The sequence below is a fragment of the Flavobacterium sp. GW823-FHT04A11 genome (genome assembly GCF_058796535.1).
Window position 1 is genome coordinate 4,853,953 of the sequence record NZ_CM179503.1, and the last position, 23,103, is coordinate 4,877,055.

The 23,103-nt window shown below is 34.0% G+C and carries 17 protein-coding genes; 9 read left to right on the forward strand and 8 right to left on the reverse strand.

Features of this window, described 5'->3' with window-relative positions; translation table 11 throughout:
• Positions 1–42 precede the first annotated feature (42 nt).
• From AC3QL1_RS20715 to AC3QL1_RS20740, 6 genes are all read left to right on the forward strand, one after another.
• Positions 43–801, forward strand: coding sequence for a LytR/AlgR family response regulator transcription factor (locus AC3QL1_RS20715; protein WP_492494023.1), 759 nt, complete (start codon positions 43–45; stop codon positions 799–801).
• Positions 802–1,184: 383 nt separating this feature from the next.
• Positions 1,185–2,396 carry an NO-inducible flavohemoprotein gene (gene hmpA / locus AC3QL1_RS20720; protein ID WP_492494024.1) on the forward strand — a complete coding sequence of 404 codons (1,212 nt, stop codon included), beginning with the start codon at positions 1,185–1,187 and terminating at the stop codon, positions 2,394–2,396.
• 921 nt (positions 2,397–3,317) lie between these two features.
• A complete protein-coding gene (locus tag AC3QL1_RS20725) occupies positions 3,318–5,105 on the forward strand; it encodes a DUF8693 domain-containing protein (RefSeq protein ID WP_492494025.1) in 1,788 nt (595 codons plus the stop codon).
• Positions 5,106–5,155: 50 nt separating this feature from the next.
• Positions 5,156–6,649 (forward strand): phage tail-like protein, encoded by a 1,494-nt coding sequence (locus AC3QL1_RS20730; protein WP_492494026.1) that lies wholly within the window; start codon positions 5,156–5,158, stop codon positions 6,647–6,649.
• A gap of 217 nt (positions 6,650–6,866) precedes the next feature.
• Positions 6,867–7,316 carry a response regulator gene (locus tag AC3QL1_RS20735; RefSeq protein WP_492494027.1) on the forward strand — a complete coding sequence of 150 codons (450 nt, stop codon included), beginning with the start codon at positions 6,867–6,869 and terminating at the stop codon, positions 7,314–7,316.
• Between the two features lie 14 nt (positions 7,317–7,330).
• A complete protein-coding gene (locus tag AC3QL1_RS20740) occupies positions 7,331–10,921 on the forward strand; it encodes a PAS domain-containing sensor histidine kinase (protein ID WP_492494028.1) in 3,591 nt (1,196 codons plus the stop codon).
• A 108-nt stretch (positions 10,922–11,029) separates the two neighbouring features.
• Here the strand turns inward: AC3QL1_RS20740 and AC3QL1_RS20745 are convergent, their stop codons facing one another.
• Positions 11,030–11,449, reverse strand: a complete 420-nt coding sequence (locus tag AC3QL1_RS20745) for a lipocalin-like domain-containing protein (protein WP_492494029.1) — start codon at positions 11,447–11,449, stop codon at positions 11,030–11,032.
• Between the two features lie 408 nt (positions 11,450–11,857).
• On the opposite strand from AC3QL1_RS20745, the gene AC3QL1_RS20750 reads away from it, so the two are divergent.
• Complete coding sequence (locus AC3QL1_RS20750; RefSeq protein WP_492494030.1) at positions 11,858–13,213, forward strand: GH1 family beta-glucosidase; 1,356 nt, start codon at positions 11,858–11,860, stop codon at positions 13,211–13,213.
• A gap of 48 nt (positions 13,214–13,261) precedes the next feature.
• Complete coding sequence (locus AC3QL1_RS20755) at positions 13,262–13,426, forward strand: hypothetical protein (RefSeq protein ID WP_492494031.1); 165 nt, start codon at positions 13,262–13,264, stop codon at positions 13,424–13,426.
• An 85-nt stretch (positions 13,427–13,511) separates the two neighbouring features.
• On the opposite strand, the gene AC3QL1_RS20760 is transcribed toward AC3QL1_RS20755, so the two are convergent.
• From AC3QL1_RS20760 to AC3QL1_RS20780, 5 genes are all read right to left on the reverse strand, one after another.
• On the reverse strand, positions 13,512–14,945 hold the full coding sequence (locus tag AC3QL1_RS20760; protein ID WP_492494032.1) for a TolC family protein: 1,434 nt from the start codon (positions 14,943–14,945) through the stop codon (positions 13,512–13,514).
• Positions 14,938–18,105, reverse strand: coding sequence for an efflux RND transporter permease subunit (locus tag AC3QL1_RS20765; protein ID WP_492494033.1), 3,168 nt, complete (start codon positions 18,103–18,105; stop codon positions 14,938–14,940). The genes AC3QL1_RS20760 and AC3QL1_RS20765 overlap by 8 nt, the downstream gene beginning before the upstream one ends.
• A 113-nt stretch (positions 18,106–18,218) precedes the next feature.
• Positions 18,219–19,301, reverse strand: coding sequence for an efflux RND transporter periplasmic adaptor subunit (locus tag AC3QL1_RS20770; protein WP_492494034.1), 1,083 nt, complete (start codon positions 19,299–19,301; stop codon positions 18,219–18,221).
• A 199-nt stretch (positions 19,302–19,500) separates the two neighbouring features.
• Positions 19,501–19,848, reverse strand: a complete 348-nt coding sequence (locus AC3QL1_RS20775; RefSeq protein ID WP_492494035.1) for a hypothetical protein — start codon at positions 19,846–19,848, stop codon at positions 19,501–19,503.
• Between the two features lie 289 nt (positions 19,849–20,137).
• The gene (locus tag AC3QL1_RS20780) at positions 20,138–20,542 is read right to left on the reverse strand and encodes a GNAT family N-acetyltransferase (protein WP_492494036.1); all 405 of its coding nucleotides are present in this window, start codon (positions 20,540–20,542) and stop codon (positions 20,138–20,140) included.
• Between the two features lie 171 nt (positions 20,543–20,713).
• On the opposite strand from AC3QL1_RS20780, the gene AC3QL1_RS20785 reads away from it, so the two are divergent.
• Positions 20,714–21,277 carry a putative outer membrane beta-barrel protein gene (locus AC3QL1_RS20785; protein WP_492494037.1) on the forward strand — a complete coding sequence of 188 codons (564 nt, stop codon included), beginning with the start codon at positions 20,714–20,716 and terminating at the stop codon, positions 21,275–21,277.
• A 66-nt stretch (positions 21,278–21,343) separates the two neighbouring features.
• Here the strand turns inward: AC3QL1_RS20785 and AC3QL1_RS20790 are convergent, their stop codons facing one another.
• Both AC3QL1_RS20790 and AC3QL1_RS20795 read right to left on the reverse strand, forming a co-directional pair.
• Complete coding sequence (locus AC3QL1_RS20790) at positions 21,344–21,736, reverse strand: ACT domain-containing protein (RefSeq protein WP_492494038.1); 393 nt, start codon at positions 21,734–21,736, stop codon at positions 21,344–21,346.
• Positions 21,737–21,755: 19 nt separating this feature from the next.
• The gene (locus AC3QL1_RS20795) at positions 21,756–23,033 is read right to left on the reverse strand and encodes an alpha/beta hydrolase-fold protein (RefSeq protein WP_492494039.1); all 1,278 of its coding nucleotides are present in this window, start codon (positions 23,031–23,033) and stop codon (positions 21,756–21,758) included.
• Between the last annotated feature and the right edge of the window lie 70 nt (positions 23,034–23,103).

The following is a 23,103-nucleotide window of genomic DNA, read 5'->3' on the forward strand; positions in this document are numbered from 1 at the left end:
TTTTTAACGGAGCTTTTTTTTTACCTTTGCAAAAAAAAGGAAATGAAAATTGCCATCATTGAAGATGAACACCTGGCTTCAAATTATCTGAAATCAATTCTCGAACAACAGCAAATTATTACCATAAGTGAAGTCACTATATTAAAATCTGTAAAAGATGCTGTCGCTTTTTTTAAAGAAAACACAGTCGACCTTGCTTTTATGGATATTCATTTAGGAGACGGAAAAAGTCTTGATATTTTTGAAGAAGCAACCATTTCATGTCCCGTTATTTTTATTACCGCTTATGATTCTTATGCCGTAAAAGTTTTCAAACATTTTACGATCGATTATCTTCTAAAACCTTATGAAGAACAGGAATTATTAGAAGCTTTATCAAAATACAAAAACATTAGAGATACTTTTAATCCAAATTCTATCTTGGAATCTTTGGTCGAAATTGAAAATCAAAGCAACATTCAGCATCACTTTTTGGTGAGCCACAGAGATAAACTAATTTCTATAAACGATACGGCAATCCCCTATTTTTTTGCCACCGGAAAACATCTTTTTATTCACACCAATTCCGGAAACAGTTATTTGTACAACAGTAACCTTAAAGATCTGATCAATAATCTTGATCCGAAATTATTCTTTAAAATCAACAGAAAGTACATTATCAACAGACATCATATTCAGGAAATCGTAAAACATTCAAGCCAAAAAATCGAATTGTTGTTAAACATTTCCGTTCCCGATACTGAACCTATTATTTTAAGCAAAAAAGAAATTAATAATTTCAAAAACTGGCTTAATTCTTAAAAGTAAATCAGATTTATTTTCTTAAAATTTCACTTTCTGACATCTAAATTAATTAGCGGGATGTAATTATTTTTAACACATAAAAAACATAGAATTATTGGCCTTAAAAAAGGCGTTTCACTTACATTAGCAAACATAGCTATGTGTGAGAACGAGTTCCTTTTTATTTCTTTTTTCGAAAGTATAAAATCTATGTTTCTATGTGTTTAATCAAAATATTTAGACATTAAATCTAACAGTTAACTTTAATTTCATTTTTTTCACTTCTTATGATTTGAGTCATAAAATAGCGCCTTATGCCCTATTTAAATTTGTAAATATCAAAATCTAAAACACTTTTAGATTTTAAATATTTAATCCTAATCAAATCTAAGTATCACAAAATGAATCCACATCAAAAAGAGCTTATCAAAGCAACAATTCCAATTTTAAGAGCAAGCGGTGAAGACCTGACCAATTATTTCTATAAAAGAATGTTTACGCATCATCCCGAGCTGCGAAATATGTTTAATATGGGAAATCAGGCAAACGGAAGACAAAAATCGGCTCTAGCAAATGCAGTTCTCGCTTACGCCGAAAACATTGACGATCCTTCCGTTTTAATCAGTGTTTTAAAAGGAATTGGAACCAAACACCGAAGTTTAAACATTCAGCCTGAACAATACAAAATCGTAGGAACACAACTTATCTCTTCTATTGGCGAAGTGGTTGGAGACGCCGCAACACCCGAAATACTCGAAGCCTGGACCGTTGCTTTTTATCAGCTGGCGCAAATTATGATTGATCTTGAAAAAGAAATGTATCAGGAAAACATCTCCAAACCCGGAAGCTGGAATGGCTGGAGAAAATTCGTGATCAAAAAAATCGTCGAAGAATCAACCGAAATAAAATCATTCTATCTTTATCCGGAAGACGGAAAAGAAATCACCCATTATCATCCGGGACAATTTATCAGCGTGCAGGTTTTTGTACCTGAATTAAATTTGCTACAACCAAGACAATACAGTTTATCAAGCGCTTTTAATCCGGAATATTACAGGATTTCGGTAAAAAAAGAAAGCGGAGTTGCACCAAATCCATCCGGTTTTGTTTCGAATACTCTGCATTCAAAATCAGAAGGCGATATAATTTCCATCTCTGCTCCTGCAGGATTATTTCACTTAGAAAAAGATTCCCAAAATCCTCTGGTATTAATAAGTGGCGGTGTTGGACTTACGCCAATGTTGAGCATGCTGGAAACGAATTTAAACAACATTCAGAATAAAAAAACAATCTGGATTCACGGTTGCCGAAACGAATCGGTTCACGCTTTTAAAGATCAGATTATAACATTAAAAGAAGAGGCAAAACATCTTGAAACGTTTACTTTTTATGACACTATTGAAGATGAAAATAATATCCAGAATGAAATAATTCACGGACGCGTTGATCTTCATAAATGCAAAGATTCTATTTTATTAGATCAGGCAAAATATTATATCTGTGGTCCCGAAATGTTTATTAAAACACAATATGAAGCGCTGGTAAATCTAAATGTAAATCAGGAAAATATTTTCTACGAAGAATTCGGACCTCAACTTATTAATTTGAATTAAGATGAAAATCGTTCCCTTTTATAATAGGAAATATTTAATTCTAATGACACAAAATCTGATCACAACATTTTTTATAACCTTCACACTCGCCAGTATTAATTGCACCAGTAAATCAAATTTTTTATTTTTTTGGATGCGCTCGTGGTTAGTCGCCGGTTTAATTTCTAATGTTTTTTCATTTTTTATTTTTTCAAATAAAAAGTAATTTAAAAAGAGGGGAATTGTTTTAAAACAATTCCCCTCTTTTTAAATATCAGCTTGTCAAAAACCCTTCTATTCTCTTATACTATTGTCTACATAACGGAATATAATACCATTTTTAAATCATCTTTTCTGAAAAAAAATCCAATTTAAAAAGGTTGAAAAATTGTTAAAACACTTACCTCTAAAATCATATTTTTCTTAATTTATTATGCTAGCATAAGAAAATACTCTTTATTTTTATTGATAATGTAAAAAAACATGACATATTTTCCTTATATTTGAATTGAAGGATTTTACTCTATTCTTTTTTATTCAGGTAAATCTATTTCATTAGGCATTTTTTATTGCGGAAATTTCTAAAAGCCGCACTTATATTTTTCAGTTAAAATTTTTATTACAGCTCATTTTTCGAGTTTAGTAATTACGATAATTTTTTGAATTTGTTTCCCAAATCTAAAATCATTACTATGAAAATCAAAAAAGAAAAAATAGCTGTAATCGTATTGTTTTGTCTGTCAAATATTAATTATGGCTATCCAAAGATTCCTCCTTTCAGATAATTATAAGCAATTCCACTTTTAATAAAAGATTAGTAAGCCTTGCAATTTCAGCAATGTTTAGTGTCATTCTTTTAGCTCTCATTTATATCAAAAAAAGCTCATTAAAAGGTTTTCATCACCCCTGTTTGAATATTGATAATCATATAAATAGACGATTATGAGAAAAAAAATATTTATTTTTTTAGTCCTTGCCACTACAAAATGTATTTCACAAATTTATTTTAGTCCAAACTCAAATATGTATGTAAAAAATGAAGTATTGTATGTGACACAAAACATTAATCTGGCCTCCAACTCTAATTTGTATCTTCGAAATAATTCACAATTTGTACAAGGAAGTGTTAGTACTTCAACTAATTCCGGTGCCGGTACGTTGTCTGTTTATCAGGAAGGAACTTCGGATAATTTTGATTACAATTATTGGTGTTCACCTGTTGGGAATGCTTCGGCTTCTTCGGGAAATGAAAATTTCGGAATCTCAATGTTAAGCCGTCCTACAACTTCAACAGCTTCTACAAATGCCATACTGCTGGCTGCAGGAAATTCTAACGGAATCGCAAATCCTCTTTCCATTTCTACGAGATGGATTCACAAATTAATTAATGCGCCGGGATATGCACAATGGATTCACGTGGGCGGAGCTTCTACAATAGCACCCGGAGAAGGGTTTACAATGAAAGGAACCGGCGGAACGGACAGTACTGATCCCGAAGGAACAGGAATTGTAAACAATAGCGGCAGTGCTCAAAGATATGATTTCAGGGGGAAACCAAATGACGGGAATATTACGATAACGCTTGGCTTAAATAATTCAACGTTAACAGGAAATCCTTATCCGTCTGCTTTACATTTAAATGCTTTTCTATTAGATGGTTCAAATACAGCAGCCGGCGGAATTGCCTATTTTTGGGAACAGGACAAAAATGTAAACTCTCATTTAATTGCCAATTACAGAGGTGGATATGGCACCTATGCCCCAATGACCCTGGGTTCTAATGGTGTTTATACTGCTGCAACTTTTAATTCTTATAAAGGAGACGGGTCTTTAAATACGATAGGATTATCATCAGGATTGTCCATACAACGAAAATACAGTCCGATAGGTCAGGGTTTTTTAATTTATGGAACTGCCAATGGAACTGCAATATTTAAAAATTCGCATCGGGTATTTTATAAAGAAGGACAATCCCTTACTAAATTTGAAAAACATGTAAAGGAAGAAAAAACAGCAAAAGCCAACGAGGAAACAACCGGTGAAGTTCCGCATTTAAAATTAAATACGATAATCAACAATCAATTTACCAGACAATTGGCTTTGGCTTTTTTACCGGAAGCCACTGATGGAATCGATTTTGGAATTGATGCCGTCAATTTAGATACAGCATTACCCAATGATGTTGGTTTTTGGCTTGAAGACCAAAACTATGTGATTCAGGGCGTAAACTTCGATCCTGCAAAAAAAATACCACTAACGGTAAAAGTGACTACTAACAGCACTTTTAAATTTTATATTCCCGAAGTAATTGAATTTGACAACGCGCAAAAAATATACCTGTACGATGCATTGGATAACTCTTATCACGAGGTGCGAAACGGAATGTATGAAGTAACACTTACGCCCGGAGTATATGCGGACAGATTTAAAATAACATTTACAGATCAAACACTAGGAACGCCAGACGTAACTAAAAATCAGTTCCTCATTAGTCAGGATAATACAAATAGTGTTTTACGGGTTTCAAATCCTAATAGTTTAGCCATAAAATCTTTTAAATTATACGATATGATGGGAAGAACCGTATTGTCTAAAAAAAATCCGGGAAACGAGATCAATTATACTTTTTCGACCAGCACATTAAGTCAGGGAATTTATATTGCCGAATTCCTGACTACAGACAATGAAAAAATAACTCAAAAAGTGGCAATTTCAAATTCGCGCAATTAATACTTACCGTTGAAACTAAAATATATTCCTAACAATTAATATTAGAAATTATGAGAACGAAACCTACCACACACGGTCATAAGACATTTTTTTTGCTGTTTTTCTTTCTTGTTACCTTTATCCTGAATGCACAAATAGGTATTGGAACCGTAACTCCCAATGCTAGTTCGGTTCTGGATATTACCTCTACTACACAAGGTATGTTAACACCGAGAATGACTACTACACAAAGGAATGCAATAGTTTCTCCGGCAGACGGATTAATTGTTTATGATACTACTTTAAAATTGTTTTATTTCTACTCCACCGGCACTTCCACATGGTCTGCGATAAATAGTACGACTACCGGAAGAATTAATTTTAAAAGAATTAAATCTACAGATGTTCTCGCTACAGTTTTAGCCACAGAACTTGCAGCTGGCGGAGGCGCTAAATATGTTTTAAGTGCCAATACTTTATATGAAATAAATGGTACCGTTAGTTTTAATTTTCCAATTGATTTGAACAATGCTTATGTACAAGGCGTAGATTCAGGCGAAGATGTAATTGTCAGACCAAGTGGAAATCTTTTTGAAGGTTCTACCGGAGGAAATATCAAAAGTCTTACGCTGATTGCTACTGGAGGAAATGTCTTTAACCTTAGCGGAGCTGCCACTCAAAATCTAATTTTCAGAGATTGTATTGTAGCAAATTCTAATACTGTTGGAACTATTTCCGGCTTTGGATTGGTATTTTTAAGTATTATTCAGTTTTCAGGAAATACAAATGGAATAACGTACAATAATATTACCCAATTGTTATTAAGCAATCAGGGATGGTTTAGTAATAATGCAGGGACTTACGAAAAGCTGACAGGAACTTTTACTTTGGTAGAAAAACAGGGAGGTTTTAGTCAGGTAAACGGAACTGCAATTGGTCTTGATGTTTCAACAAGCGGTTTAACAATTACTGGCGACGCCGTGCTGGAATCTGTAGTTTTTACAGGAACAAATACAGCAGGTTACGTTAAACCTTATACAACCGGAACTTACACCGGATATAATTTTAATAACAGCTGGAATGTCAGATCTGCAGGAATACCAACTGAATCTGACGCGGTGGCTGTTGGAGATTTTGCAATGGATTATACTGTTGGTAGTGGTATTGGAGTATCTTTTACTACTAATTTAAATCCAAGTAATATTGTCAAAGTAGGCTCTGGAACGCCAACTACAACCTACTCCAATTTATTCCGCTTTACAACAGATGCAGCGAACCGATTAAAATATGTTGGAAAAAAGAAAAGAATTTTTCAGGTAAGCGGTTCCATTTCCTTTCAGGTTCCCGCAGCAGGAACGTATATTATTTATCTTGCAAAAAACGGTACAACACTAACTCAATATAAAATTTATGGAAGAGGTCAGGCAACGAATGACATTATTGTTCTTCCTTTAAATGCTTCTGTTGAATTAACAACAAATGATTATGTCGAAGTATTTGCACAACGTTATACTGGATCTAATTCAGATATTGTTGTACCAAATATGACTTTGACAATTAAATAATTTTAAATTTCAGAAGAAATTCAGCACTCAACGACAAAAAAATATCTGGCAAAGAGGGAATAATATTTTACTATTCCCTCTTTTTATTTTAATATCGCAAATAAATTTATTTAGAATTAAAAATAAAAAATGCTGTGTTTCTGTCCGAAGAAGACAGATTTTGGTAAAAAACTAAAAAAATTAGTTTTATCTTAGCTGAAATAATTACCCTGATAAAATGATTAAACAACAATACAATCTTTTACTTGCAGATGATGATGAAGATGATTGTGATTTTTTTAAAGAAGCCTTAGAGGAATTAAACCTTCCTACATCGCTTGTTACAGTTAATGACGGCGTAAAACTCATGGATTTTTTATCTCAAAATAGTAATAAAAACTTACCTGATATTCTGTTTCTTGACTTAAATATGCCCCGAAAAAATGGTCTTGAATGCTTAACTGAAATAAAACAAACAGAGCAGTATGAAAATCTTCCGGTAATTATTTTTTCTACTTCATTAGACAGAGATATTGTAGATTTAGTTTACGAAAAAGGAGCTGTTCATTACATCCAAAAACCAGGTGAATTTGCCAAACTAAAAAAAGTGATTGCAAATGCATTAAGCATAGCATCACAAAGCAATTTCAAACAACCTGTAAGAGAGCAATTTATCCTTCAACCTTAAAAATATTTATTTGAATGGGCATTACAAATAAAGAGTATTATTTCCTGGAAGGTGGCGGAGAAATGGGACAGCTTATGCGTTCTAAAGATTGGAGTCAGACCCCACTTGGCGATCCTTCTACCTGGCCACAAAGTCTTTGCACCATGCTGGCAGTAGTACTCAATAATCCATTTGGAATGTACATTGCCTGGGGAACTCAATATACGCAATTATACAATGACAGTTTTAGGCCAATTTTAGGTTTAAACAAGCATCCGCAGGCTTTAGGAATTAGTGCTGAAGAAACTTTTGCTGAAATCTGGGACATTACCGGACCAATGCTGGATGAAGTAATGAAAGGAAAAGCAGTTAGTTTTCCTGATTTTATGGTGCCTTTAAACCGAAATGGATTTGAAGAAGAATGTTATTTTGATTTTTCATATAGCCCGATTAAAACAGAAAACGGAGAAGTTGGCGGCGTTTTGGTTACTTTAATAGAAACTACCGAAAGAAAAAAAACTGCCGAAGCCTTAAAACAAAGTAATATCAGATTTAAAAACAATATCATGCAGGCGCCTGTAGCGATGTGCGTTTTTAGAGGTGAAAATCATATTGTAGAAATTGCAAATGAACAAATGATTCAGTTATGGGGAACTACGACTGAAAATGTTCTTGAGAAACCCATTTTTGAGGCTTTACCGGAAACAAAAAATCAATATCTCGAAAGTTTACTTGATAATGTTTATAAAACCGGAGAAAAATTTGTTGCCAATGAAGAGCCTGTTAAACTTCCCAGAAATGGGCAAATAGAAGACACTTATATCAATTTTGTTTACGAAGCTTTGCGAGAAGCCGACGGAAGTATTTCCGGAGTTGTTGCCATTGCAATTGAAGTAACACCGCAAGTATTGGCGAGGGCAAAAGTAGAAGAAAGTGAGCATAAAGTTAGAGCACTGGTTGATAATGCGCCTTTTCCTATTGCGGTTTATGTGGGAAAAGAAATGCGCGTTGAACTTGCCAATGATTCTATTATCAATATTTGGGGAAAAGGAAATGATGTTATCGGAAAATCATTCAAAGAAGTTTTACCCGAGCTTGATAATCAGCTTGTTTTCGAACAGATTAATACGGTTCTCGAAACCGGAAAATCTTTTCATACCCAAAATACACCGCTCGATTTAACCGTAAATGGAAAATTACATACCTATTATTTCAATTACAGTTTAACGCCGCTTTATGATATAAATGGCAATATTTATGGTGTAATGAATACAGGAGTTGATCTTACGGATTTAAATCTTGCCAAGAAAAAAATAGAAGAAAGCGATAAACGTTTCCGTAATACGGTAAAACAAGCGCCTGTGGGAATTACCATTTTGCGCGGGCCAAATCATTTGGTCGAAATGGCCAATGAAGCTTACTTGAAATTAGTAGGCAGAGAAGAAAGTACTTTTATAGGCAGACCATTATTTGATTCCTTACCGGAAGTAAAGGAAACCGTAAGCACATTATTAAAAGATGTTATGGAAACAGGAATTCCGTATCATGGAAATGAAGTTCCCGTTCCGCTCAACAGATTTGGAAAATTAGAAACTTTATATTTCGATTTTTTATATCATCCTTTAAAAGAAGAAGATGGCGAAATTTCGGGAATTATTGTTACTGCTACAGAAGTTACCGAAAAAGTAGAATCCCGAAAAAAGACAGAACAAAACGAAGAACGCTTAAATATTGTAGTAGAAGCCAGTGAATTAGGAACCTGGGAACTAAATTTAAAAACAAAAGAAGCCATTTATTCGCAGAGATATCTGGAAATAGTTGGCGGTTATAAAACACATATTAAATTAACACACGAACAATTACTGAAACACATTCATCCTGACGATATGCCGGTCAGAAATAAAGCGCTCAAAAATGCCTTTAGAAAAGGATATCTGCATTATGAGGCAAGAATGCTTTGGCTGGATCAATCTGTACACTGGATGGAAAGCAAGGGAAAAGTTTTTTATGACGAAAACAACAATCCCGAAAAATTAATTGGAACGATCAGAGACAATACACTCGAAAAAGAACATCAACAGCAATTACAAGACAGCGAAAAACGATTCCGCGATTTAGTGATGCAGTCTCCAATACCAAAAGCGATATTAAAAGGCAGCGATATGGTTGTAGATATTGTGAATGTTGTTTTATTGAAAAATATCTGGAAAAAGAATGAAGAAGAAGTTCAGGGCAAAAAAATCTTTGATATTTTTCCGGAACTCCAACAACAAAAATATGCTCGTTTATTAAACGAAGTATATAAAACAGGAAAAGTGCATTCTGAATCTGAATCGTTGATTTTTATTGACGGGAAAGATGGTGGACATGAAATGTATATTGACTTTGAATATGCGCCAATGCGTGAAAAAGACAATGAAATTTCTGGAATAAAAATGACCATAATTGACGTTACTGAAAAAGTTCTGACCAGAAAGAAAATCGAAGAAAGCGAAAAAAGATTCCGTTCCTTAACCGAAAGTATTCCGCAATTAATCTGGGAAACTGATGAAAATGGAACTATGCTCTTTGCTTCCGGAAAATGGTTTGAATTTACAGGCATTTATCCCTATGGAGAAAAAGAATGGAAAACTATTATTCATCCTGCCGATTATGATGAAAATACGAAAATCTGGACCAATAGTCTGGAAACCGGAGAAGTATACAAAGCTGATGTAAGAGTGAGAAGCAAAGACGGAAGCTATCGCTGGCATGCCGTAATTGGTGAGCCTGTTTTTAATGAAGAAAATAAAATCATTAAATGGGTTGGCGCTTTTACTGATATTCAAACAGAAAAAGCATTTACCAATGAATTAGAAAAACAGGTTACTGCAAGAACCAAAGAATTGGAACAGAATAATATGGAACTGGAGAAAATGAATAAAGAACTTCAGTCTTTTACCTATATTTCAAGTCACGATTTGCAGGAACCACTTAGAAAGATTCAAACTTTTGCTTCGCAGATTATGGATAGAGAATCTGAAAATTTATCTGAAGTTGGAAAAGATAAATTTATGAGAATGCAAAATGCTGCCAAAAGAATGCAGACATTGATTAATGATTTACTTTCTTATTCAAGAACTAATACGCAGGAAAGAATATTTGAAAAAATAGATGTTTCTGAAATTATCAACGAAGTAAAAGAAGATTTAAAAGAAGAGCTTGAACAAAAACACGCCATTATAGAAAGTACCGAATCTTGTGTAATTAATATTATTCCGTTTCAATTCAGGCAATTAATATACAATCTGGTAAGCAATTCACTTAAATTTTCGAAACAGGATGTTATTCCGGTTATACAAATAAAAAGTGAAATTCATCACGTAAAAAACTCAGATAGTAATTTTACCGACGAAGGAAGCTATTGTCATATCAGTGTTTCGGATAACGGAATTGGTTTTGACCAGGAATATAACACTAAGATATTTGAAGTCTTTCAACGTTTACACGGAAGAGATCAATACAACGGAACCGGAATTGGTCTTGCTATCGTTAAAAAAATTGTAGAAAACCATAATGGTTATATTACTGCAAAAGGAGAACTTAATAAAGGGGCAACTTTTGATATTTATATTCCGGTAATATAATTTACTTCAAAAAATAATAAATAAAAAAAACGGAAACAACCTTTATAAGTCGTTTCCGTTTTAATCCTAACTTCGTTTGAAGTCAGGATTTCAATTCAAAAAAATAAATTATCTTGTATATACTGTGATAACACCAGTAGCTTTATCTTTTAATTTTAACTCTTTGTTAGTTAAATTCATGATATCAGATGTTGTACCAACACCATTAATAGTGATTGTTAAATCGTTGTGAGATCTAGCGTAAGTTCCTGTAGTTTCAGTTAAAGAACAGTTAGTTCCAGAATAATCACCGATAACTGCTGCATTACTTACTCTTAAGTCTAAATAATCTCCAGGGCAACCTGCTTGATTTGCCGGAGCATCAACTAATTGTTCCTGACCGTTTACAATAACACCTTGTTTGCTAAGGTTATATTTTCCTTCGATAGGAATAATTGTTTCTCCATCGTTATCGTCATTGCTACAAGATGTAGCGAAAATTCCTAACCCTAATGCTACTACGAATAATATTCTTTTTAAATTTTTCATGATTTGATTTCGTTTTAATTATTTATTATGTTTAATTTCTTATGCCAAAATTAGTAGGAAAGTAGTTATCCTATGTTCTATAATTTTCCCGAATTCTTACATAATTTATATTTTTAGATAATTTTAACTAAAATCCTTGCATAATTGTCTGAAATCAGCCTCCTAAACAGGCGTTTGTTAATTTTTATTTAAAGAATCGTTTTTCAGCAAAAAATAACACTTAACTATTTCATAACCTTGACGTTACGATCAGTTTATATATTTTTTATTAATTTGATTAAAACTAAATACCATGAAATTCTTTAGCCTGACATTTCTGACTTCATTTAAAGAATGGCTTTTTTTAAAAGCGATGCAATCCACTTTCCTTCATTAATAACCAGAAAATAAAAGGAAAGCACTATTTAAATGAATAAAATTGACCATTCACTACTAAATAAAGAACAATTTGGAGAGGATTTCTTGTGGGGAGTCTCTACAGCAGCTTTCCAAATTGAAGGGGCGCATGATGCCGAAGGTAAAGGCGCTTCGATCTGGGATGTTTTTACTTCTCAAAAAGGCAAAATAAAAAATGGTCACCACGCTATCAATGCCTGCGATTTTTATAATACATATAAAGATGATATTGAACTTGTCCGGCAATTAAACATTCCGAATTTTAGATTTTCTATCAGCTGGCCAAGAATTATGCCTACAGGAATTCATCCTGTAAACCAGGCAGGAATTGACTACTATAATAAAATCATTGATTTTTTAATAGAATGCGGAATTGAACCCTGGGTTACACTTTATCATTGGGATTTACCACAAGCTTTAGAATTAAAAGGCGGATGGACCAATAGAGAATGTGTAAAGTGGTTTTCTGAATATACCGAAGTCTGTGCACAACATTTTGGCGACAGAGTCAAAAACTGGATGGTGATCAATGAACCTTCCGTTTTTACAGGCGCGGGATATTTTCTGGGAATTCATGCTCCGGGGAAAAAAGGAATTACAAATTTCATAAAAGCCATGCATCATGTAACATTAGCAACTGTTGCCGGTGCAAAAATGCTACGAAATAAAGTTGCTGATGCTAATATCGGAACCACTTTTTCCTGTACGCATATTGAACCTTTCTCTGATAAACCTGCTGATATTCAGGCAGCAAAAAGAGTTGATACGTTGTTAAACAGAACTTTTATTGAGCCAATTTTAGGACTTGGATATCCGCAGGAAGATTTGCCGGTACTTAAAAAGCTTAACAGTTATATTATACAAGACGATTTAAATAATTTAGCTTTTGACTTCGATTTCATTGGATTACAATGTTATACACGTGAAATTGTAAAATCGTCCATGCTGATTCCGTATGTTGGTGCCGAATTAATAAGTGCCGAAAAAAGAAATGTCATTACAACCGAAATGGGCTGGGAAGTTTATCCTCCTGCCCTATATCATATTATAAAGAGATTTAATGATTATAAAAACATTAAAAAAATCATTATAACCGAAAACGGTGCCGCATTTCCGGATAACGTGACAAACGGAAAAGTATATGATATTAAACGGACACATTATATACAAGACCATTTAGAACAAATATTAAAAGCCAGACACGACGGTTACAATGTCGATGGTTATTTTGTATGGAGTTTAACGGATAACTTTGAATGGGCAGAAGGATACAACGCCAGGTTCGGATTAATTCATGTTGATTTTGAAACTCAAAAAAGAACTATTAAACAATCAGGTTTGTGGTTTGGAGAGTTTCTGTCGAAATAAAACTTAAAGGTAAAATCTGAAATTCATATTAACTTAAATAGCAATATTATGGAAATCAATTGGGTTATTATAGCTGCAGTTCTTATTGCTGTTGTTTTATTGGTCTATATTTTAATAAAACAGAATAAAAAAGACCGCAAAAAAATTGAGGAAGAATTAAATTACGTTGAGGAAACTGAAGAAGCAGAAATCAATAATGAAAAAGAATCCTGATCATTATTTTTTCTATAGACTAAAATAAAAAAGCCTTTCAGGATTTCTCCCGAAAGGCTTTTGTCTACAAATTAACAAGGCAATATTATTTCCAGCCGCCGCCCAGTTCTTTATAAACATTGACTGCAGCAGTTAATTGGTCTTTTTTAGTTTCTACTAATTCCAGTTTAGCTTCTAAAGCATCTCTTTGTGTCATCAACACTTCAAAATAATCAACTCTCGCTGATTTAAACAAATCGTTAGAAACATCAATTGATGTGTTTAAGGCATCAACTTGTTGTGATTTTAAATCATAGCTTTTTCCTAAATTATCAATTTTAGAAAGTTGGTTCGAAACTTCGATATAAGCGTTTAAAATCGTTTTATCATAATTGTACAACGCCTGAAGCTGTCTTGCATTGGCACTGTTAAATTCTGCCTTAATCGCATTTCTGTTAATTAATGGCGCAGCAATATCTCCGGCTAACGAATACAATAATGATTCCGGAAGTGTAAATAAATACGACGGATTAAAAGCATTAAAACCAACTGCAGCAGAAATATCCAAAGATGGATAAAATTCTGCACGAGCCACTTTTACATCCAGTTTTGCAGCGGTAAGCTCTAATTCTGCTTGCTTAACATCCGGACGATTCGTTAACAATTGAGACGGAATTCCTGATTGAACCGTTGAAGGCAACAAAGTCAGGAAATTGTTTTTGTCTCTTTTAATTTCCTGTGGATATTGACCCACAAGGAAATTAATTTTATTTTCGGCTTCTTTTATTTGCTGACGAATATTAAACTCAAGACTTTTTGAAGTTAAAACCTCAGCCTGAAATTTCTGAACAGCCAATTCTGTAGCCCTAGCAGCCTGTTTCTGAATTTTTACAATTTCTAAAGCGTTAGACTGCAATTCGATATTTTGTTTTACGATATCCAACTGGCTATCCAAAGCTAATAATTCATAATACGAATTTGCAATTTCAGCAATCAGACTAGTTACTACAAAGTTTTTTCCTTCTACTGTAGCCAAATATCTCGTTAAGGCCGCTTTTTTAGAATTACGCAGTTTTTTCCAGATATCAACTTCCCAGTTTGCATAAGCCGCAACTGCAAAATCTCCAAGCGGATCCGGTGTTTCTTTACCCGGCATAATTTCTGTCGAAGCATCTCCGGCACCCTGACTGGTATAACGTCCTACTTTTTCTACTCCTGCTCCTGCTCTAACGCCAAGCGTTGGTAATAAAAGCCCTTTTCTAACGCGGACATCATTTTTAGCAATTTCAATTTCCTGCAACGTCATCATTAGCTCCTGATTATTTTTCAGGGCTAAGTCAATTAAGTTTACAAGGTTTTGATCTTTAAAGAAATCATGCCACGGAATAGCTGCCATATTCGTTGTGTCTTTGCTGGTTGCAAAAGCCTCAGGAACTGGTTTACTTGGCGTTTCGGCTGTCGCCTGCGGAGCTTTGCAGCTTGCAACAGCAAGGCAAAGTCCCACAGCAACACCATATTGATATGTTTTAAATTTATACATGATTGTTGTCAATTTCTTCTGTTAATGGATTTTCTTCTTCATGTTTCACCAATTTGTGTTTCTCTGCAATTTTTCCGAAAATGTAATACAATCCGGGAATTACAAATACCCCACAAATAGTTCCGATAAGCATACCTCCGGCAGCTGCAGTACCAATAGTTCTGTTACCAATTTTACCAGGACCAGTAGCAAAAGCAAGTGGCAGTAATCCTGCAATAAAAGCAAATGAGGTCATTAAAATTGGACGGAACCTCGCTTTCGCTCCTTCCATTGCGCCTTCAAGAACTGTTCTGCCGGCGGCATGCCTTTGAATAGCAAATTCTACAATCAACACGGCATTTTTACCCAGTAAACCAATAAGCATTACCATGGCAACCTGAGCATAAATGTTATTTTCTAATCCAGTCAATTTCAATAAAAGGAAAGCTCCAAAAATACCCGCAGGTAAAGAAAGAATTACTGATAATGGCAGAATAAAACTTTCATATTGTGCTGCCAAAACCAAGTACACAAATCCCAAACAAATTAAAAATACCCAAATTGCCTGATTACCCTGTGCCACCTCATCGGCAGAAATACCTGCCCAGTCAATGTCATATCCTCTAGGTAATTTTTTTGCTGCAACTTCCTGAATTACTTTAATCGCTGTACCGGAACTGTAACCCGGAGCAGCTCCTCCACTAATTTCTGTAGAAGTATACATATTATGTCTCGTGATTTCTGAAAGACCATACACTTTTTCTAATTTCATAAAAGCTGAAAAAGGCACCATTTCATCACGATCATTTTTTACATAAAGCTTTAAAATATCATCTGGCTGTGCACGATATTCCGGAGCGGCCTGAACGATTACTTTATAGTTAATACCGTATTTAATAAAACTGATTTCGTAGTTACTACCCACAAGAGTTGACAAAGTATTCATCGCATTTTCGATAGAAACTCCTTTTTGCTGTGCCAAATCATTGTCGACTTTCATCATATACTGAGGGAAACTCGCACTAAAGAAACTAAACACGTTCGATAATTCCGGACGTTTGTTCAATTCTTCCACAAAATCTTTATTAACCGCTTCCAGTTTTTTGAAATCACTAGAACCTGTTTTGTCTAATAAACGAAGCTCAAATCCTCCCGCTGCTCCATATCCCGGAACTGCCGGCGGTTGGAAAAATTCGATATTAGCACCCGGAATATCTTTCGATTTTTCTTCCAGTTCTATCATAATTTCCTGAACTGATTGCTTACGATCGTTCCAGTCTTTTAAGTTGATCAAACAAGTTCCTGCGTTAGATCCTGTACCTTCAGTCAAAATTTCATAACCTGCCAATGACGAAACTGATTTTACTCCTTCTACAGTTTCTGCAATTTTTTGAAGCTGCTCAGCAATATTATTGGTTCTTTCTAATGATGAACCCGGAGGCGTTTGAATAATAGCATAAAACATTCCCTGATCCTCATTCGGGATAAATCCTGAAGGAACCGTGCTGCTGATTAACCATGTTCCGGCACAAAACCCTAGCAGCGCAATAATCGTAACTCCTCTTCTATTTACAATTTTACCTAGTACATTTTGGTATTTACCTTGTGCAAGGTTAAACTTGTCGTTAAATCCATCTATAAATCTGTTAACAGGCGTTTTCTTTTTAGGCGTACCGTGATTGTTTTTCAGCATCATAGCACAAAGTGCCGGTGTTAAAGTCAAAGCCACAATACCGGAAAGTATAATCGCTGTTGCCATCGTGATCGAGAACTGTCTGTAGAAAACTCCCACTGGTCCTGACATAAATGCAACCGGAATAAATACCGCAGCCATTAAGAATGTAATCGCCACAATTGCTCCTGCAATCTCGTGCATCGCTTTTTTAGTTGCTTTAAATGGTGAAAGATGTTCTTCTTCCATCTTGGCGTGAACGGCCTCGATAACCACAATCGCATCATCGACGACGACTCCAATAGCTAATACTAAAGCAAACAGCGTAATTAAGTTCAATGAAATATCAAAAAAGGTCATGAACACAAAGGTTCCAACCAAAGAAACCGGTACCGCAATTGCCGGAATAACCGTAGATCTCCAGTCACCTAAGAAAAGGAATACAACCAAACCAACCAAAATAAACGCTTCAATCAAGGTATGAATTACTTTTTCGATAGAGGCATCCAGGAATTTAGAAACGTCATACGAAATTTCATAATCCATTCCTTTTGGGAATTTTTGTTTGATTTTCTCCAGTTTCGCTTTTACGTCTTCAATAACCTGATTGGCATTAGATCCAAAAGATTGTTTCAATACAATCGCTGCAGAAGGTTTACCATTCAAATTAGAATAGATATCATACATCGAGCTTCCAAATTCTACTTTGGCAATATCTTTCAAACGTAAAAGTTCCCCGTTACTGCTTGATCTTACTACGATATTCTCGTATTGTTCTTTAGTTGTAAAACGCCCTGAATATTTCAATACATATTCAAAAGCCTGAGAACGTTTACCCGAACTTTCTCCCGTTTTACCTGGAGAAGCTTCCAAACTCTGACTAGATAATGCTTCCATTACTTCATCAGCAGATATTTTATAGGCTAACATACGATCCGGTTTCAACCAAATACGCATCGCATATTCACGTGTTCCCAAGATATCTCCTGATCCAACACCATTTACCCTTTTTAATTCAGATAATACGTTGATATCAGCATAGTTGTACAAGAACTTCATGTCGGTATTTTTATCAGTACTATAAAGATTCACATACATCAACATACTCGGAACCTCACGCGTAATCTTAACACCTTCTCTCACAACTAACGGAGGAAGTTTATTAGTAACCGAAGCCACACGGTTTTGAACGTTAATCGCAGCCTGATTCGGATCTGTACCTAAATTAAATACCACCTGAATACTGGCTTCACCATCATTTCCGGCATCAGAAGTCATATATTTCATTCCTGGAACACCATTTAAGGCTCTTTCCAAAGGAATAACAACCGATTTGATCATCAATTCACCATTCGATCCAGGATAATCCGCCGTAACGTTTACCATTGGAGGAGAAATGGAAGGGAATTGGGTAATTGGTAAATTCAACACCGACAATACCCCTAAAAAGACAATTATAAGCGATATTACTATCGACAGAACAGGTCTTTGAATAAATTTATTAAACATTTTTATATTTTTTTAATGATTAAAATAAACTGGAATTAAAAGCTGTTTCAGGTTTCATGTTTCAAGTTGCGCACTGAACCTGAAACTTTAAACCTGAAACAATTTTTAAAAATCTACTCCGCTTTTACGCGTAAATGATTAATTACCGTTTGAGGCTCCAGGAATTCATATTTAATCTTGTCATTTTCTTTTACTTTCTGAACTCCTTCAAGTAAAATTTTATCCGTTTCAACAAGTCCGCTGCTTACAACGTACAAATCAGGGATTTCACCTGTAATTGTGATCTCTTTTGAAGTTACGTGATTGTTTTTATCCACAACAAAAACATACTTTTTGTCCTGAATTTCATAAGTCGCTTTTTGTGGAATTACAATAGCATTTTTAAGCGGAACAAGCATTTGCACTTTTCCAGTTTCTCCGTTTCTAAGTAATTTTCCTGTATTAGGGAATCTTGCTCTGAAAGCGATATTTCCTGTTTCATTGTCAAATTCACTTTCGATAACTTCTACGTTTCCTTTGTATTTAAAAGATTCTCCATTTGCCAAAAGCAAACTCACATTATTTCCTGCGCGATCTTTTATATCCGTTTGGTATTGAAGATATTCCGGCTCAGATACGTTGAAGTATGCAAACATCTGACTGTTGTCTGAAAGACTTGTCAACAACTCGCCTTCATCGATAAGACTTCCTAATTTTAACGGAATTCTGTCGATTGTTCCGTCAAAAGGAGCTCTGATTTCAGTAAACGATAAATGAAGTTTTGCCAGCGCTACTTCAGCTTTTGCTGATTGTAATTTTGCCTGAGCAACACTTAACTCGTTTTTAGAAACGATATTTTTATCTGCCAGTAATTTGGCATTTTGCAATTCGATTTCGGTAGATTTTTGTTCAGCTTGTGCTTTAAGCAGTTCTGCCTGATACATGTTTGGCATAATTTTAAATAAAAGCTGACCTTTTTTTACAAACTGACCTTCATCAACATAAATGTCTTGTAAAAACCCTTTTTCCTGGGCGCGGATTTCGATGTTTCTAACAGATTTAATTTGAGAAACATACTCTTTGGTAAATGAAGTGTCGATTTTTACAGGATTGGTAACTGTAAATTTTTCTTCTTCTTCTTTTTCTTCTTTTTTTGATGTACAACTGGTAAGGCACAACAAGGCAAGCATGCCCGTTAACACGATAATTCTTTTCATGGTAAATTAATTGGAAATTAAGCGATTGAGTTAGGGATATAGAAATCCCAGAGTATAAGTCATCAGTCGCCAGAATACGTGATTTTTGTTGTAATTGGGAAGTACGTTTTTAAAAACAAATCCGTAAAAAGAAGTTTTCTAAAAATACAATCCATATTTATCCATGATCACGCTTTTGGTAACCGATGTATAAATAGAATCAAATTCTTAAAACTCTCTGAGTAATGTAGATAGGATTTGACTGACCACAAGATGGTCCTAAAATTTCAAAAAGGCTATAAGAGTTTGCAACGCTTTGACGTGAGAATGTCAAATATAAATCGTTTAATAAACTATAGTTCGTTGCAAAGAACTTAGTTGAAAAATCTTTAAGATCATCACTTCCAAGGTACTCTTCATCCAAATCAACATCAGCATCTTCGATTATCGAACTGCCTTGTTCATTATTGGTAAATTTTACTCGGTGTCTTTTCTCAAGATTGTGGTGAGAATTTAGGTGCGTTTCAGCATTAAGATATTGCCCTCCGCCTAACAGAAGGAAATTCATGAATGTTAAAAATACGACTAACTTTCTCATTTGAGTGCGAAAGTAATAAAAGATTGGAATAAAAAAAATAAAATAAGAAAGTCTTAACAACATAAAATATACGAAAACGTTTTCTTTTTATTTCTGCTTTTTATTTCACAATTAAAGTGATTCTTTTTTGTTAAAATGATAGGTGAACTTAACATTTAGACAACATTGCCGACAGATTCAGAACGTAATCGGCCAAAATGCATCATAATCGTAAAGAACTGATGCTGTATCATTTATTTAATAATTCTCATTCCTTTTTCTAGCATAAAATTTCCATTATAGTAAATTCCTGTTCCGCTTTGATAAAAGTTTTCTGGGTATCTTTCATTCCAAATTTTTGATAAAAGGACTTTTTATTGGTTCTGGCATTGCACCAAACTTTCTTTACTCCTTTTTCTTTTGCCAATTCTAAAATATATTTTAAAAGTTCAGATGCAATTCCCTGACCCTGAAACTCTTCCAATGTTGCCAGTTTTCTGAATTGCATTTCTTCATTAGTAAAAAAACAAGAAACTATAGATACTAATTTTTCATCCACAAAAACACCAAAATGCTTTCCTAAATCATCTTCTTTCAATTGAACAAATTCAAAAGGCTGATCCGGCCACATTACTTCGTGCCTGATTTGCCAGGTTTCAGAAGCTTCGATTTCTTTAATTTTCATTCTCTTTTTATTTGCATCCAAATTTAAGGCAATTAATTTTAATCATAGTTAAAGTGAGACGAATCACATAACACTAATTATCAAACACATAATAAAAAACAAATAAGATAAATCTTTCTATTTTAATTAATAATAATTATTTTTATAGTTCTAAAACCAATAAAATCCGTTATGAAAAAATTAATTATCGCAGCATTATTATGTATTAGTGTAAACGGTTTTGCACAATTGATACAATTTGGACCTCAATTTTCGGCCAATGTTACTTCGCCCATAAGCGATGATTTTAGCTCTAAAAGTTCAGGAACAGGTATTAGTCTTGCCGGATTCGCGAGAGTTAACTTATTGCTTTTTTACGGTCAGGGCGAGTTTGGTTATGCAAAAAATAAATTTAGTGTTTCTCAAACCGGAATTGGAGAAACTGAATATGAACTTTCCGGAACCGATGCTACATTAATTGCCGGATATAAAGTACTTCCGTTTGGTAAATTAGGAAATTTACGTGTTTTTGTGGGCTATAACTGGAAACATTATTCAGATATTAAGGCAAGCAACAATCTTAATTTAATTGCTTTTGAACAGGATAACAGCAGTATCCTTGGCGGCGTTGGTGTTGATTTATGGAAACTTACTTTCGATGTTCGTTACCTTGCAGGACTGTCAGATCTTGATAATTCGGGAAGAGAATTAAAAACCGGAGTTACTAATTTTTCACTTGGTTTTAAATTTCTATAAAATAAATGCCACAGATTTCAAAGAGTAAGAAATTATAATCTTTGAAATCTGTGGCAAAAAATAGATTTAATTCGAAAATGCATTCAAAATTTCCATGGCTTTTGCAGCATCTTTTTTAGCTACAAAAATATGATCGTGATAAAAGGCTGCGACCACATTGCAGCTAATTCCGTTTTCGGAAAGTGCTTTTGAAAATGCTGCCGTTAAGCCAACAGCTTCTAAGGAAGAATGAACTGTCAATGTAATCCAAGACATTACAACTGAATAATCGAGATGCAATTCTTCGGCAATTTCTTTTTTCAGAATTACTGTAATGGCTTCTTTTTCTCTAAAAAACATTTCAATTTCATTTAGATTTACCTGCTCTAAATTTTCTGTTTTACAAAAAACATATTCGCCCGGATTGTGTTCCGGTTTCATACTTTTCAGTAATTGCTGTAAATCTTTTTCTCCTGACATGGCTGTTTTTAAGTAGATATTATTTTAAAAGCTTATCTAATTTTCCTTTTGTATCTGGAAAATCCTTATCTAAAACCAATACTTTCTGATAATTAGCAATAGCATTTTTTTTATCTCCGTTTGCTTCATAAAAATCTCCCAGAGAATCAAACACGTTTGGACTTTCAGGATAATTTGCTGCGTTAAGTTCAAACAGATAACCGGCTAAATTAATATCTTTTTTAGCAAGTGATTGGTAGCCATAACTATTTACTACATCTTCGCGAACATTTACTTTATAGCCTAAATGTTTGGATACATTTTCATAATGTTTTTCAATTTTGGTAAAAACTGCTTTATTGAAATTCATTTGTTCGGCAATAGAAAGTTTTAGCTGATTGAAACCAAAGAGAAAACGAAGTGCATCATAGGTCGCAATTAACGGAACTGAACCATGATTGTCATCGCTATAATATTTGTATTGATAATTTAAATTACTTTTTTTATTCTGACTTAAAAAATCATTCAGTTCCAATGCAGAGCGAATATGTTTTGTGACGACTGTAGTGTCTTTTCGAACTTTTACAAGATCCATACTACCTTCCATTGTATTGGCAATTCCCAAAAACAAAGAAACATTTGCTAAATTTTTATTCGATAATGTTTTTGTAGTTTCTTTTAAAAACTTTTGATGATCCCACCACATACTTGGATCTATCGCCACATAAGCATTAAATAAACTCGTATGATTGGTCAGAATATTTATGGCTGTCAATCCACCGAAAGAATGTCCGATCAAGGTTTTATACGGCGCTGTTGGATATTTTGAATCAATGTACGGAATCAATTCTTTCTCAAGAAATTCGGCAAACTTTTCTCCGCCGCCCGATTGTTCGCTTAAACCTTTATTTACAAAAGGCAAATCAATATCTGAATGTGTAGGCGTTAAATCTCTCGTTCTGTTTGTATTTGGAATTCCCACAATAATCATTTCCGGACAAATTGTATTTCCGTTTGTTTCACTTAATTCCTGGATAATTCCAACAACAGAATTAAAATGAGCATCGCCATCTAATAAATAAACAACAGGATATTTTTGTTTAGAAAATCCTTTAAAATTGGCACTTCTGGGAAGATGAATCCAAATTTTCCTTTCTTCATTTAAAACTTTCGAAGAAATACTGTCGATTGTTCCAATGGTAATCTGACTTTTATTTTGGGCGATTGAATAATGGGCAAACATTAAAAAACAATATATTATTATTGCTCTGAAATTTAAAAAGTACGATAAATTACTTTGAGAATCAACCTGTTTCATCTTTGTTTTTGGTTTAGTGGTTAGAGAATAAATATAAGATAATAAATATAAAAATTGATTTTTGAATAAC

Bases quoted from the DNA above. Each gene is read 5' to 3' on its own strand.
- AC3QL1_RS20770 (WP_492494034.1), bottom strand. From the start codon at position 19,301: ATGAAAAGAATTATCGTGTTAACGGGCATGCTTGCCTTGTTGTGCCTT.
- hmpA (WP_492494024.1), top strand. From the start codon at position 1,185: ATGAATCCACATCAAAAAGAGCTTATCAAAGCAACAATTCCAATTTTA.
- AC3QL1_RS20725 (WP_492494025.1), top strand. From the start codon at position 3,318: ATGAGAAAAAAAATATTTATTTTTTTAGTCCTTGCCACTACAAAATGT.
- AC3QL1_RS20775 (WP_492494035.1), bottom strand. From the start codon at position 19,848: ATGAATTTCCTTCTGTTAGGCGGAGGGCAATATCTTAATGCTGAAACG.
- AC3QL1_RS20780 (WP_492494036.1), bottom strand. From the start codon at position 20,542: ATGAAAATTAAAGAAATCGAAGCTTCTGAAACCTGGCAAATCAGGCAC.
- AC3QL1_RS20795 (WP_492494039.1), bottom strand. From the start codon at position 23,033: ATGAAACAGGTTGATTCTCAAAGTAATTTATCGTACTTTTTAAATTTC.
- AC3QL1_RS20745 (WP_492494029.1), bottom strand. From the start codon at position 11,449: ATGAAAAATTTAAAAAGAATATTATTCGTAGTAGCATTAGGGTTAGGA.
- AC3QL1_RS20785 (WP_492494037.1), top strand. From the start codon at position 20,714: ATGAAAAAATTAATTATCGCAGCATTATTATGTATTAGTGTAAACGGT.
- AC3QL1_RS20765 (WP_492494033.1), bottom strand. From the start codon at position 18,105: ATGTTTAATAAATTTATTCAAAGACCTGTTCTGTCGATAGTAATATCG.
- AC3QL1_RS20740 (WP_492494028.1), top strand. From the start codon at position 7,331: ATGGGCATTACAAATAAAGAGTATTATTTCCTGGAAGGTGGCGGAGAA.
- AC3QL1_RS20760 (WP_492494032.1), bottom strand. From the start codon at position 14,945: ATGTATAAATTTAAAACATATCAATATGGTGTTGCTGTGGGACTTTGC.
- AC3QL1_RS20735 (WP_492494027.1), top strand. From the start codon at position 6,867: ATGATTAAACAACAATACAATCTTTTACTTGCAGATGATGATGAAGAT.
- AC3QL1_RS20750 (WP_492494030.1), top strand. From the start codon at position 11,858: ATGAATAAAATTGACCATTCACTACTAAATAAAGAACAATTTGGAGAG.
- AC3QL1_RS20730 (WP_492494026.1), top strand. From the start codon at position 5,156: ATGAGAACGAAACCTACCACACACGGTCATAAGACATTTTTTTTGCTG.
- AC3QL1_RS20715 (WP_492494023.1), top strand. From the start codon at position 43: ATGAAAATTGCCATCATTGAAGATGAACACCTGGCTTCAAATTATCTG.
- AC3QL1_RS20790 (WP_492494038.1), bottom strand. From the start codon at position 21,736: ATGTCAGGAGAAAAAGATTTACAGCAATTACTGAAAAGTATGAAACCG.
- AC3QL1_RS20755 (WP_492494031.1), top strand. From the start codon at position 13,262: ATGGAAATCAATTGGGTTATTATAGCTGCAGTTCTTATTGCTGTTGTT.